The 12766-nt window shown below is 65.7% G+C and carries 15 protein-coding genes; 1 reads left to right on the plus strand and 14 read right to left on the minus strand.

All coding sequences use genetic code 11. The features are described from left to right. Positions 1-11: 11 nt before the first annotated feature. The 9 genes from K3551_RS13985 to K3551_RS14025 all read right to left on the minus strand — a co-directional run bounded on the left by K3551_RS13985 (position 12) and on the right by K3551_RS14025 (position 6257). Positions 12-425, minus strand: a complete 414-nt coding sequence (locus K3551_RS13985) for a DUF3168 domain-containing protein (protein ID WP_259914430.1) — start codon at positions 423-425, stop codon at positions 12-14. After that, positions 422-769, minus strand: a complete 348-nt coding sequence (locus K3551_RS13990) for a head-tail adaptor protein (protein WP_259914432.1) — start codon at positions 767-769, stop codon at positions 422-424. The genes K3551_RS13985 and K3551_RS13990 overlap by 4 nt, the downstream gene beginning before the upstream one ends. Continuing rightward, positions 766-1320 carry a hypothetical protein gene (locus K3551_RS13995; RefSeq protein WP_259914434.1) on the minus strand — a complete coding sequence of 185 codons (555 nt, stop codon included), beginning with the start codon at positions 1318-1320 and terminating at the stop codon, positions 766-768. Before K3551_RS13995 ends, K3551_RS13990 begins: the two co-directional genes overlap by 4 nt. 154 nt (positions 1321-1474) lie before the next feature. Beyond that, positions 1475-2620: a phage major capsid protein gene (locus tag K3551_RS14000; RefSeq protein ID WP_259914436.1), complete on the minus strand. Its 1146-nt coding sequence runs from the start codon at positions 2618-2620 to the stop codon at positions 1475-1477. A gap of 31 nt (positions 2621-2651) precedes the next feature. Next, a complete protein-coding gene (locus K3551_RS14005) occupies positions 2652-3179 on the minus strand; it encodes an HK97 family phage prohead protease (protein WP_259914438.1) in 528 nt (175 codons plus the stop codon). A 9-nt stretch (positions 3180-3188) separates the two neighbouring features. Then, on the minus strand, positions 3189-3422 hold the full coding sequence (locus K3551_RS14010) for a hypothetical protein (protein ID WP_259914441.1): 234 nt from the start codon (positions 3420-3422) through the stop codon (positions 3189-3191). Next, positions 3422-4567 carry a phage portal protein gene (locus K3551_RS14015; RefSeq protein ID WP_259914443.1) on the minus strand — a complete coding sequence of 382 codons (1146 nt, stop codon included), beginning with the start codon at positions 4565-4567 and terminating at the stop codon, positions 3422-3424. Before K3551_RS14015 ends, K3551_RS14010 begins: the two co-directional genes overlap by 1 nt. 60 nt (positions 4568-4627) lie before the next feature. After that, positions 4628-5998 carry a DNA-packaging protein gene (locus K3551_RS14020; protein ID WP_409197430.1) on the minus strand — a complete coding sequence of 457 codons (1371 nt, stop codon included), beginning with the start codon at positions 5996-5998 and terminating at the stop codon, positions 4628-4630. Further along, entirely contained in the window at positions 5928-6257 is a 330-nt protein-coding gene (locus tag K3551_RS14025; RefSeq protein ID WP_259914447.1) for a hypothetical protein, read from the minus strand. Before K3551_RS14025 ends, K3551_RS14020 begins: the two co-directional genes overlap by 71 nt. A 341-nt stretch (positions 6258-6598) precedes the next feature. Here K3551_RS14025 and K3551_RS14030 point away from each other — a divergent pair, with 341 nt between their 5' ends. After that, positions 6599-6895: a hypothetical protein gene (locus K3551_RS14030; protein WP_259914450.1), complete on the plus strand. Its 297-nt coding sequence runs from the start codon at positions 6599-6601 to the stop codon at positions 6893-6895. 47 nt (positions 6896-6942) lie between these two features. Here the strand turns inward: K3551_RS14030 and mltG are convergent, their stop codons facing one another. From mltG to K3551_RS14055, 5 genes are all read right to left on the minus strand, one after another. Next, on the minus strand, positions 6943-8106 hold the full coding sequence (gene mltG, locus K3551_RS14035; RefSeq protein WP_259914451.1) for an endolytic transglycosylase MltG: 1164 nt from the start codon (positions 8104-8106) through the stop codon (positions 6943-6945). 20 nt (positions 8107-8126) lie between these two features. Further along, positions 8127-9389, minus strand: a complete 1263-nt coding sequence (gene fabF / locus K3551_RS14040) for a beta-ketoacyl-ACP synthase II (protein WP_259914453.1) — start codon at positions 9387-9389, stop codon at positions 8127-8129. Between the two features lie 70 nt (positions 9390-9459). Continuing rightward, entirely contained in the window at positions 9460-10236 is a 777-nt protein-coding gene (locus tag K3551_RS14045; RefSeq protein ID WP_259914454.1) for an enoyl-CoA hydratase-related protein, read from the minus strand. Between the two features lie 80 nt (positions 10237-10316). Then, complete coding sequence (locus K3551_RS14050) at positions 10317-10784, minus strand: cytochrome c-type biogenesis protein (RefSeq protein ID WP_259914456.1); 468 nt, start codon at positions 10782-10784, stop codon at positions 10317-10319. Beyond that, positions 10781-12751, minus strand: a complete 1971-nt coding sequence (locus K3551_RS14055; RefSeq protein ID WP_259914467.1) for a heme lyase CcmF/NrfE family subunit — start codon at positions 12749-12751, stop codon at positions 10781-10783. The genes K3551_RS14050 and K3551_RS14055 overlap by 4 nt, the downstream gene beginning before the upstream one ends. Between the last annotated feature and the right edge of the window lie 15 nt (positions 12752-12766).

Raw genomic sequence — 12766 nt, forward strand, 5'->3', positions numbered from 1 at the left:
CTCGTCACTCCTCAGGAATTGTCGTCGTCAAGTCTGGCGCGGAACGTCATGTCGATGCGCCGGGTGCCCTCGGCACGGTCCCGTCGTGCCCGCGCCCGCAGGAACCGGAGATAGACCACACGCCCCCGCGTCAGCGTCAGCGCGCCCGACAGCAACGTGTCGGACACCAGCGCCGCCGCCTCCTTGGCCGCCAGGTAGCCGTCACCTGTGGTCACCACGCTGATCGTCATCTCGTGCAAGGCGCCCGCGCCACTCTTGTCAGAGGCATCGCGCACCCGCTCAGGCCCCAGCGCCACGAACAGGTCCGGCGCGCTCTGAGGGACAGCGTCATAGATTGCCCCACCCAGCAGCGTATCCATGGCCGGATCGCCAGACAGGCGGCTGTAGATCGCCATTTGCAGGCTGTCACCCATCGCATAGGTCATGCGCCCGCCTCCTCTGCCGGCAATTCGCTGGCCAGGATGGCAAGATAGTGACCCTGCACGTCGCTCTCATGGACTGCTTCGACCAGGTAGATCCGGCTGCCTTCTTGCAGGTGGTCGCCGGGCCTCGGGCGCGCTGGATGATCCGGGGGTACCGCCCTCGTCAGGATCCGCACCTTCAGGCGCGGCCGTTCCCCGAACTCGGTCTGCTTCAGGTCGCCCGACCGCATCCTGACTTCACACCAGATTGCGCCCTGCACGACCCAGCTTTCCAGAAAGCCACCTGCCCCGTCCGCGGTCCGCACAGCCGCAAGATGGGTCAGGCGCCGCGTCAGCATCCGGCTCATTGCGCCCGCCCTCCCAGGCGGACCGACTTCCAGGGCGCGATCAGCGCCTCGACCGCTTGCGTCAGGATCGGCCCGCTCCCTTCGTCCAAGGCTTCCGCCGTCGAAAGAACCGCTTGGGCCAAGGCACCCGGCACCGCGTCCCAGTCTGCCCATCCGGCCAGAACCGTGACCCGCAGCGGTCCGCCGGGAATGCGAGACCCAGGCAGGATCAGATCCGCCCCCTGTCCCGTCACCTCCAGCCGTGCACCATCCAACATGACGGGCGCGTCTGGCCGCAGCTCCTGAACGGATACGATGGCCGAGACAGGCGCGACCGGCAGCGTGACGCGGGTCGCGTTCACCACACCCGCCAGCACGACATCCCGCGCCAGCAAGATCCGGCCCAGCCGCCGTTCCAGAAAGGTGATCGCCGCGCGCAACCGCAGCTGCAGCCGGGCATCCTGGCCGGGCACGGCGGCATATCCTTCGGGCAGCCGCATCTGCGCGGCCAACTCCGCGACCGGCAAGACGCCGTCGGCCAAGGCCTCGGTTTCATGAACCATCAGAACCATGGGGTCCTCCGCTGGATTGAAGATGTCGTTTGACGGGACCGGCACGCCGCACGTGCGGACCAAGGCCGGAAGCACACCGGCCCCGCCCCCCGCACCACTCGGCACGGGGAGGCATGGGGGGGCCGCCCGATCAGGGCCGCCCCCGGACGTCAGATCAGACGACCGTGCATTTCAGCAGTTTGATCGCCGCAAAGTCGGTCACATCCCCGCCCACGCGTTTGGTGGCGTAGAACAGGACATGGGGCTTGGCGCTGAACGGGTCGCGCAGAACCCGCAGGTCGGGCCGCTCCGCGATGGTGTAACCCGCGCTGAAATCACCAAAGGCGATGGCCGTGGCGTCGGTGCCGATATCCGGCATGTCCTCGGCGATCAGCACCGGATACCCCATCAGCTGCGCCGGCTGACCGGCGGCCAGGCTGTCCGACCACAGGAACCGTCCATCGGCATCCTTCATCTTCCGCACCGCACCTGCGGTCTTGGAGTTCATTACAAAGGCCGCATTCGCGCGATATTTCGCGCCCAGCGCATAGACCAGATCGACGATGGCATCGGACGGCGAGGAGACGTCGAAATCATCCGCCGCGCCCGTCGCCACATATCCCAGGGACCCCCAGGCCCAGGACGCCTCGTCCACGTCCGGATAGGTCAGGAACCCCTTGGGCTTGTCGATCCCGTCACCCACCACAAAGGCCGAGGCCTCGGCGGTGGCGAACTTGTCGGCAATCCGACCGGCCAACCAGCTTTCGATGTCAAAGGCCGCGTCATCCAGCAGACGCTGCGACGCCTTCGGCATGGCCGACAGCTCGTGCAACGTGATCGAGATGCGGTCGAACTGCGGGCTGTCCGTCTCTGCGAACGACCCGCTTTCGGTGGCCCAACCGGCCCCGATCTCTGCATGGTCGACCAGCACGTCGTAGGATGTCGCCTCCACGTTCACGACGTTGGAAATCGCCCGCAGAGAGGCAGAGCCGCGCAGAACGGACTGCACCGTCTCGGCGGTCTGCGGGTCGACCAGATAGCCACCCTCGGCGGCCACGGCGGTGTTCATCGCCTTGCCTTCCAGGGTCAGCGCGCGCAGCCCGTCGTCGTCGCCCGACCGCAGATAGGCATCCATGGCCTTCTGATGGGGGGCGGCACCGGTTTCGGCGGTTTCAAGCTGGGGACGTTGGGTCTTGTAGGTCATTTTCAGACGCTCTTCCTGTTGCTGCATGTCTCGGGTGATCTGATTGCGGAAGCCTTTGAAATCGCTGACCAGTCCGGCCAACGCTTCAGTCACTTCCCCGACGCCGTCATGGCTCATCGGGTTCTCCTTTCAGGGATGTTCGGCGGCGTCAGTCGCGCGCCAGTTCCAGACGCGCGGCGTGGATCGCCCGCGCAACGTCACGCATGGGGTCCGCCTTGGCCCCCACCCGTGCACTGGGCAGCATTGGAAAGGTCACAAGCGACACTTCCCAAAGCTCCAGCTCCTGCAGAAGCCTGCGCCCCTGCGGATCCTTGATGGCCGTCTTGACCGTGTAGCCGATGCTCAGCCCATCCAATGCGCCCGCTTCGATCAGCGCGGCGGCCTCGCGGGCCTTTTCGACACCGGGCAGCAACCGCCCCTCGACGTACAGCCCGCGCTTGTCCTCTCGCACGACGTCCCAAACGCCGATGACCTGCGCCGGATCGTGTTGCCACAGCATCTTGATGCCCCGCCCCTCGGCGCTGGCCCGCGCCAGGCTGTCGCAATAGGCACCCGGTGCGACCACATCGCGGCCCGTGTCTTCCTGTCCGAACCAGGACGCATAGCCGCTGATGCGCGCGCCCTCCCCCAACCGCACAGAGGTCTCTCCCCGTGCGAATTTATGTTCCAGGATCATAGCGTCCTCCTACAATGAAATCAGATAGTTGACGCCCTGTGCCAGCACCGCCCCGGCAACACCCATCACCGCCAGCCAAAGCCTGCGCTCCAGCCGTTCCAGCGCGGTTTCGATCTGCTCCAACCGAAACGTCAGCGCGTCCCAACGTTCCTGAAGCACGCGCTCATTGGCCTCGATCCGGGCATTGGCCGCATCGAAGGGATCATAGAGAAACCGGGATCCGCCGGTTTTGATCGCGCTCATCAGACATCCAGCGGCGGCAGACCCAGCATCCGCCGCTTTTCCTCGGCGGTCAGGAAATCCGCGCCCGCGATCCGCGACCACTCCGCGTCCCGATCCGCCTGCAATGCGCCGATCCGGTCGCGATCCGCCTCGATCCGCAGCGTCTCACCGGCCTGCTGCGCCAACCAGTACGACAACGCTTCGGTTACGCGCCCGACCAGCGGCAGAACCGTCAGGCGATAGAATGCCCGGTTCGCTTCGACGTAATTGGCATAGGTCGCGTCGCCGGGGATCCCCAGCATCATCGGAGGCACCCCGAAAGCAGTCGCGATCTCGCGGGCGGCGGCCTCCTTGGTTTTCTGGAACTCCATGTCCGACGGGCTGAACCCCATCGGTTTCCAATCCAGCCCACCATCCAACAACATGGGCCGACCGGCGTTCCGCGCGCCTTGATGCAGGGCCTCCATTTCGGTGGCCAGGCGTTCATACTGGTCCGGGGACAGGTCCTCGCCGCTGTTCACGATCGCGCCCGACGGGCGCGCCGCGTTGTCCAACAACCCCTTGGACCACCGCGACGCCGCATTGTGCACGTCCATCGCGGTCGCCGCCGCCTGCATGGGCGACAACCCATAGTGGTCGTCCTGCGGATGGAATGATCGCACATGCAGCACCGGCGATACCTCGCCCACCTTGAACCGATGCTTCCGCCCACCCACGGCATAGTCATAGGCCACCGGCCAGCCATCCGTGCCGGGGACCACCGACATCCGATCTGACCGCAACACATGCAACTCGACCGGCAATCCGCCGCCACCGACCGCCTCGACATACCCGTTGCCCGACAACAGCAGCTGCCCGAACAGCGCTTCGAACCATTCCGCCTGCCCCTGCGCGCCATTGGGCCGCCGCAGCAACTCCAGCACCGGATGCACATCGAACCGGGCCTGCCCGTCGCCCGCCACCAAAGGCACCGCCGCCGCCGCCTCCGCGATCAGCTTCACGGCGCGGAACCCGACCGGGTTGCCCGTAAACCCCAACCGCGTCAGCGTGCCGGTGTCCCGCGCCGACCAGACACTGCGCCCCGCCGCGCCCCAGGCCACCACCCGACCGGTGGCCGATGCCTTGGCCTCCGCCGGGCCATCGTCTTTCCTACCAAATCCGAACATTGCCCGTCCTTTCGGTCTTGCCCATGAAAAAGGGCGCTCCGCGGCGCCCCTCAAATCCGTTCACAACAACCGCATCCGCGGCCCCGACCTCTGCCGGACCGGGTCCAGCATCGCTTCCCATAGGGCCCAGACCAGCGCGTCCACCCGGTCGGGCGATCCCCGCCCCTGAAACCCGGTCGCACCCATCCGGCACATCTGATCCTCCAGCCGCGCCAATCCGCGCGCATGGCGCACCCGGCCCTGTTCGTACAACGCCGCCACCGGCTCCGCCCGGACGCCCTTGGCCTGCCGCGCGGTCACCTTTCGGTAGCTGACCATAGGGGCCACCTGCCGCAGCACCGCTTCGATCATCTCGCCACCCTGATTGCCTTCGGCCACCACCCGGTGCGCGCCCCATCGGTCGTAGGCCCCGGCCACCGCCGCGGCCCATTTACTGGGCGAGGCCGCCGACACGCTGGCATCTTCCAACACCCAGGCGCGCCAATCCTTCGGTGCACCCTGCGTGACGACGCCGACGACAACGATCCCCGTTTCGTCGGACGCGCCGCCCGAACTGACTGCCGGATCGACTCCGACAACCACTCGGTCAAACACCGGCAGATCATCGACCCGCAGCGCGTCCAACATCGCCGTGGTCCAAAAGGCCCCTTCCATGTCCTCCAGCAGAACACCGTCCAGCTCTTGCCGGCCCAACCGCGTGCCCGCGTATTTCGCCCGAACCTCCTCCAGAAAGCTGTCGGCCAGATGCGCCCGGTTCGCCTCGGTGGGCGCGTGGGTCGATACCGTCGACGGCCGCGCCAGCACGTCCTTGAGAACCTCGACGTTGCGCGGTGTCGTAGTGACAACCACGCGCGGGTCGTCCCCCAGCCGCAGGCAGAACTGCAAGTTGTCCCATGTCTCCGCCCCGCGCTTCCACTTGGCCAGCTCATCGACCCAGGCCGCATCGAACTGCGGCCCCCGCAAGGCTTCGGGGTCGTGGGCGGAATAGGCCTGCGCCTCTGCTCCGTTGGGCCAGACCAACTTGCGCTGTGTCGCTTTCCAGACCGGTCGCCGGTCAGGCGGCGAACAGGCCAGAATTCCACTCTGCCCCTCGATCATCACGTCGCGGACCTGCTCATAGGTTTCCCCCACCAGCGCCACGCGACGGCAAAGTCCGGGTTGCAAGGCCCGCGGTCCCTCGACCTGCGCCCGCACCCATTCGGCTCCGGCGCGGGTTTTCCCCGCGCCGCGCCCGCCCAGGATCACCCAGGTCCGCCATTTCCCAACCGGCGGCACCTGGTGCTCCAAGGCCCAAAAGTCGAACAGCCAGGGCAAGGACGCCAAGGCATTGTTGCTCAACCCATCAAGGAAGGCCGCCCGCTCATCCGGCGGCAGCAAGGCTATCGAGGCGGCTCCAGATTTCAGCCCGCGCGTCCTCAAGGTCGAGCCCATCGCCCCCACGTTCGATCCGTCTGGCATCCGCCACCTTCCCTTCCATTTCGACCGCCAGCGTGACGGCCTTCGCAAGATCCCGTTGCAGCTTCGTCAGGTCTTCGGGCTTCACCCCCTCGACCGGCATCTCCCGCAGCATCTCGGCCTTGCGATCCAGCACATCGCGAAGCGTCTCCATGCTCCGCAGCGCGGCCTGAGCGCGCGCTTCGATTCCGTCGGGGGTGACAACCCCGTCGGTCTCCATTTTCAGGTCTTCCATCAGACAAGCTCCCGTGCAGGTTTCCCCGGTCCGCACGATCCAGAAATGCAAAAGACGGGCCGGGGTTACCCCGATCCGCCTCGCCCACTTCTTCCAGCTTGACCTAAACGTCTCCAAGAGCGTTCGGTGGGTCAACAGGGAAAATGCGGACGCCACACGAAAATGTTCAAAGGACTGATATTAGATCATATTTCAAGAACAGCGCACGCCTGCTCCTCGCAGCTTCCTCAAGGTCAAATAAATCCTTGACTCGACTCGTGTTCGGGATCAATGCGCGTAAATCACCCCCGTGTTCGAGCAGCAGATCCTCTCCGGCTCGCCCCACCTGCCAGGTTCAAATCATGAAACGCAAACTGACTGCTATCGCTGCGGCCTCTGTCGTCGTGGCCTCTGCCCTGTCCGCCGCCGCCGCGCCGGTCATCATCCGCACCGGGAACACCACGCGCGTCGTCACGGTCACACCGCAGGTCTCTGGCCCGCCGGTGATGATCCGCGACGGCAAGACGCTCGGCTCTCAGGTCGCGCTGGACATGGACTTGACCCCGATCGAAGGCACGCGCCACGCCTTCACCAATCGCGCCGGTCAGATCGTGATCATGGTGCCCAACGGCGGTCGCCTCGCCTACGTGCCCAAGTGATCGCCCCTGCCACGTAGGGCGAGGGACACCCCGCCCTATGGCGACCGTCAGTTGCCGGACGTAGCGCCCCGCGCCGCTTCGATCGCCCGCCAGGCAGCCACGTTCTGATTGTGCTCCGCCAAGGTCACCGCAAAGGCATGGCCCCCGGTTCCATCCGCCACAAAGAAGATGAAGTCGCTGTCTTCCGGGTCCATCGCAGCACGGATCGCGGCCGCGGACGGGTTGGCAATCGGCCCCGGCGGCAGCCCGTTGATCCGATAGGTGTTATACGGCGTTTCCCGGTCCAGCTCACTGCGCCGCAACCCACGGCCCAGGCCGCCTTGGCCCCGCGTGATGCCATAGATCACCGTGGGGTCCGTTTGCAGCCGCATGCCCTGGTTCAGCCGGTTGATGAAGACGGCGGACACCAGCCGCCGTTCTTCGGCCACACCGGTTTCCTTCTCGATGATCGACGCCAGCGTCAGCGCCTCTTCTGGGGTCTCGATCGGCAGGCCCGGCACGCGATTGGCCCAGGCCTCTGCCAGGATCCGTTCCTGCGCGGTGCGCATGCGCTGCACCAGATCGCCGACATCGGACCCTCGCGCCACATCATAGGTGTCGGGTGCCAAGGCCCCCTCGGGTGGGACCGGCACCTCGCCCGTCAGGAAATCCGCCCCCTCCAACCCCTCGACCACCTCCCAGGAGGTCAGGCCAGGCGCGACGGACACCCGCCAGGTGATCGGCACGCCCCGATCCACAAGCGCCGTGTATTCCTCCGGCACCGCGTCCACTCCGGGCTCGAACGTCGCGACTTCGACCGGGGTGTCCTGTCCCGGGACGCGTTTGCGCACCCGCACCTCGGGGCCCCGCGCACGCAACAGATAGGTCACCGTATAGGGGAAGACCGAAGGCCCGCCGGCGGTGATGATGTCCAGCACTTCGGGCATGGAGGCCCCAGCAGGGATCTCATAGGTGCCGAACTTCAGTTCATTGTCACGCTCGGCGTATTTGACCCCGATGCGAAAAATACTGTCCGAGGTGACAATCCCCTCTTCGGCCAATGCTTCGCTCACGCGGTTCAACGTGGCCCCGCGCGGCACCTCGAAAAAGCGCGCTTCGGTCAGGGGGCCGGGCTCGGTCCACCGGGATTTGCCCAGTTGGACGACACCGATCAAAACCACGATGGCAACAATGCCAAGGGTCAGCGCGTTGGCCGCGATATGTTTCCACATCAGATGCTTATGCCCCGATCTTAATCCGGTTTCGCCATGATCAGCGTCGCATTCGTACCGCCAAACCCGAAAGAGTTCGACAGAACCGCGTTGATCTCGCGCTTCTCGGCGACCTTTGGCGCAAGCGACAGCTTCGGCTCCACCGCCGGGCTATCCAGGTTCAGCGTCGGCGGCGCCACCTGGTCGCGCAGCGCCAGGATGCAGAAAATTGCCTCAACCGACCCGGCGGCCCCCAACAGGTGCCCGATGGCCGACTTGGTCGACGACATGGTGACCTTCGGCGCGTGATCGCCCAGCACCCGCTCCACCGCGCCCAGCTCGATCGTGTCGGCCATGGTCGATGTCCCGTGAGAGTTGATGTAGTCGATATCCCCCGGCTCCATGCCCGCCGACTTCAACGCCGCACGCATCGCCCGCTCGCCACCGTTGCCGTCCTCGGACGGGGCGGTGATGTGATAGGCATCGCCCGACAGGCCATAGCCCTTGATCTCGGCATAGATCTTCGCGCCGCGCGCGCGGGCGTGTTCATATTCTTCCAGAACGACGACGCCGGCACCCTCGCCCATGACGAACCCGTCGCGGTCGTCGCTATAGGGACGCGACGCCTTGGTCGGATCGTCGCCCCACTTGGTCGACAGCGCCTTGCAGGCGTTGAACCCGGCGATCCCGATTTCGGAAATCGGGCTTTCCGCCCCGCCCGCAACCATGACATCCGCGTCGCCCAGCATGATCAACCGTGCCGCGTCGCCAATGGCATGGGCCCCGGTGGAACAGGCGGTGACAACCGCATGGTTTGGTCCCTTGAAGCCGTAGCGGATCGAAACCTGGCCCGAGACCAGGTTGATCAGTGCCGAGGGGATGAAGAACGGCGACACCCGGCGCGGTCCCCGTTCCTTCAACAGGACGGCGGTTTCCGCGATGGTCTGCAAGCCGCCGATGCCGGATCCGATCATGACCCCGGTGCGCAGCTTGCCCTCTTCTCCGGGGGTCCAGCCGGAATCCTCGACCGCCTGCACGGCAGCGGCCATTCCGTACAGGATGAACTCATCGACCTTGCGCTGTTCCTTGGGGGCCATCCAGTCGTCGGGGTTGAACGTCCCGTCCGTTCCGTCACCGCGCGGCACTTCGCAAGCATAGGTGGTCGCCAGGTGCGACGCGTCAAAGCGCGTGATCGGACCGGCACCCGACTGACCGTCGATCAGACGGCGCCAGGTTTCCTCGACCCCGCTGGCCAGGGGGGTCACCATTCCAAGTCCTGTCACGACAACACGGCGCGTCTGCATGCCCGATCACCTTCTCACTTGTTTCGTGCGTTCCTACACAGGGCGGGAAACGGGGGCAACATTGCGCAGGTCAGCGTCCCTCAAAGGACGCGGGCCGTTTGTCGAGAAAGGCGATGACCCCTTCCTTGAAGTCGCGCGTTTGCCCGGCCTGCCCCTGCAGGCGCGCCTCCAACGCCAGTTGCTCATCCAGCGAGTTCTCGAAACTGCCCCGGATCGCCTGTTTGACGGCCCCGTAGGCGACCGACGGCCCGCGCGACAGATGCCGTGCACGTTCGGCCCAAACCTCCGCAAAGCGGTCATCCGCGACCGCTTCCCAGATCATCCCCCAGTCAGAGGCCTGCTGCGCCGTCACCGGCTCTGCAAACAGCGCCGCACCCATGGCCTTGGCGGTGCCGATCTGACGCGGCAACCAATAGGTGCCGCCCGCGTCCGGGATCAGGCCGATACGCGTAAACGCCTGAAGAAAAACGGCGCTTTCGGTCGCGATCACCACATCACAGGCCAGCGCCAGGTTCGCCCCCGCCCCCGCCGCAGGTCCGTTGACGGCGGCGATAGTCGGGATCTTGCAATCGAAAATGGCGCGCAGCATCGGCTCGTATTCGTCGCGCAGCGTGCGTTCCAGGTTAAGCGTGTTCATGTTCGCCTTGTCGCCCAGATCCTGGCCCGAGCAGAAACACTTGCCCTTGCCCGTCAGCACGAGAACCCGCGCCTTTGTCTCGACGTCCTGCACCGCGTGAAGGATTTCGGCGCGCATCTGGGTCGACAGCGCGTTCATCACGTCGGGGCGGTTGAGCGTCACGACGGCGACGTCCTCGCGGATGCTCAGACGGATGGTTTCGTAGTTCATGGCGCGGCTCCTCGCGTGTTCGGCGGCGACCCTATCAGAGCGGTGACCGGGCGAAAGGGAAACGCGCCGTCACCAAGACGTCAGGCGTCCCTGTCGCCCATCAGATCGCGCAACCGCGCCTCTTCCGCGTCGCTCAGGGTTTCGCCCGTTGCGGGCCGCTGCCGCGTGACATGGGCCACAGCCACCCCGCCACCCAGCAGGAGCAGCGCCAGTGGCGCCCCCCAGAGCAGCAGGTTCGACCCCGACGCGGGCGGGTTCAGCAGGACGTATTCGCCATATCGGTCGACAAGATATGCAATCACCTCTGCATCGCTGTCGCCCGCCGTCAGCCGTTCCCGTACCAAAAGGCGCAGATCGCGGGCAAGGTCGGCGTTGCTTTCGTCGATGCTCTCGTTGCGACAGACAAGGCAGCGCAGATCCTTTGACAAGGCGCGGGCGCGGTCCTCCAGAATCGGATCATCCAGCACCTCGTCGGGCAGGACAGCGGCCACCGGCGTGGCCAGCAACAAGGCCAATACGCAGGCCAGAGCACGCCAGCGCCCGTTCATTCCGCCGGCACTCCGCCTGCGACGGGCTTGCGCGCGCCCGCCGCCACCCGATACCTCCGGTCGGTCAAAGACACGATGCCGCCCAGCGCCATGATGATCGCCCCACCCCAGATCCAGTTCGCGAAGGGCTTGATATAGACCCGCACGGCCCAGCCGCCGCCCTGCTGCGGATCACCGATTACCGCATAGACGTCGCGGGTAAATCCGTTGTCGATACCCGCCTCGGTCGTGGGCATCTGCGCCACGGGATAGACCCGCTTTTCCGGCAACAATGTGCCGATATCGCGCCCGCCTTCGTAGACATGCATCCGCGCGACCGTGGCCAGATAGTTCGGCCCCTCGACGCGGGACACATCCTCCAGCACCACTTCGTAGCGACCCAAGGTCATGCTGTCGCCGATGTCGAGCACTTCGATCGCTTCCTGCTGCCAGGCGGTCAGACCCGCGACCCCAAAGATCGTGATCCCAAGCCCCCCATGCGCCAGGGCCTTGCCCCAATCAGCCCCCGGCAGGCGGGTCAGCCGGCCCAAACGGCTCCGCCAATCGCCCCGTCCGGTCCGCGTCAACAGATCGACCGTCGATCCGACCACCAGCCACACACCCAGCGCAGCCCCCAGCGGCCCGCCCAGGCTGGACCCGGTCTGCATCGCCCAGACCAACCCGGCCACCGCCAGCGCCAGCACCAGCGCGGGCAGCATCGTGCGCACGACCCGCCCCGTCCCGCGTTTCCACGGAAGGATGGACCCCAGCGGCACCAGGGCCCCCAGGGCGATGACAAACGGCGTGAAGGCCGCGTTGAAGAACGGCGGGCCGACCGACAGCTTGCGGTCGAACATCAGTTCCGCCACCAGCGGCCAGATGGTGCCGATGAAAACGACGAAACAGCTCACCGCCAGCAAAAGGTTGTTGATCACCAGCGCGCTTTCGCGGCTGACCACGCCAAAGACGCCCTTGGCCTGCATCACAGGGGCGCGCACAGCGTAGAGCAACAGGGCCCCGCCGGTGAAAACGCCCAGGATCATCAAGATGAAGACGCCGCGTTCGGGATCGTTGGCAAAGGCATGCACGCTGGTCAGAACCCCCGACCGCACGATGAACGTTCCGATCAGCGAAAAACCGAAGGCGAGGATGGCAAGCAGGATCGTCCAAGCCTTCAACGCCTCGCGCTTTTCGACCACGATGGCGGAATGCAGCAGCGCGGCCGCGATCAGCCAGGGCATGAAGGACGCGTTCTCGACCGGATCCCAGAACCAGAAGCCGCCCCAGCCCAGCTCGTAGTAGGCCCACCAGGACCCCAGCGCGATGCCAATGGTCAGGAACAACCAGGCCGCCAGCGTCCAGGGCCGCACCCAGCGGCCCCAGGCCGCATCGACGCGCCCCTCAAGCAGGGCCGCGACGGCGAAGCTGAACGCCATGGAGAGACCGACATAACCAAGGTAAAGAAACGGCGGGTGAAAGGCCAGGCCGGGATCCTGCAACAGCGGGTTCAGATCCTCACCGTTGAAGGGGGGATTTACCAGCCTTGTGAAGGGGTTGGATGTGAAAAGGATAAAGGCGTAGAAAGCGACGCCGACGCTGGCCTGAATGCCCAGCACGCGGGCACGCAATGTGTCGGGCAATTGCCCGCCGAACCAGGCGGCCGCGGCCCCGAACAACGCCAGGATCAACACCCAAAGCAGCAACGACCCCTCGTGATTCCCCCAAACCCCCGAGATCTTGTAGAGCATCGGCTTGTCGGTGTGAGAGTTCAGGACCACCAGCTTCAATGAGAAGTCGGAGGTCACAAAGGCATAGGTCAGCGCCGCAAAGGCAAAACCGACCAGCAGGACCTGAACGGTCGCGGCAGGTCCGGCGACGGCCATCCAACCGCTCCACCGATAGTGCGCCCCGATCAGGGGCACCACGGTCTGTGCGATGGCGACGGCAAAGGCGAGGATAAGGGCGAAGTGGCCAAGCTCTATGATCATGCTTCGGGTATAGGC

It is taken from the genome of Jannaschia sp. M317, from assembly GCF_025141175.1.
Classification (GTDB): Bacteria; Pseudomonadota; Alphaproteobacteria; order Rhodobacterales; family Rhodobacteraceae; genus Jannaschia.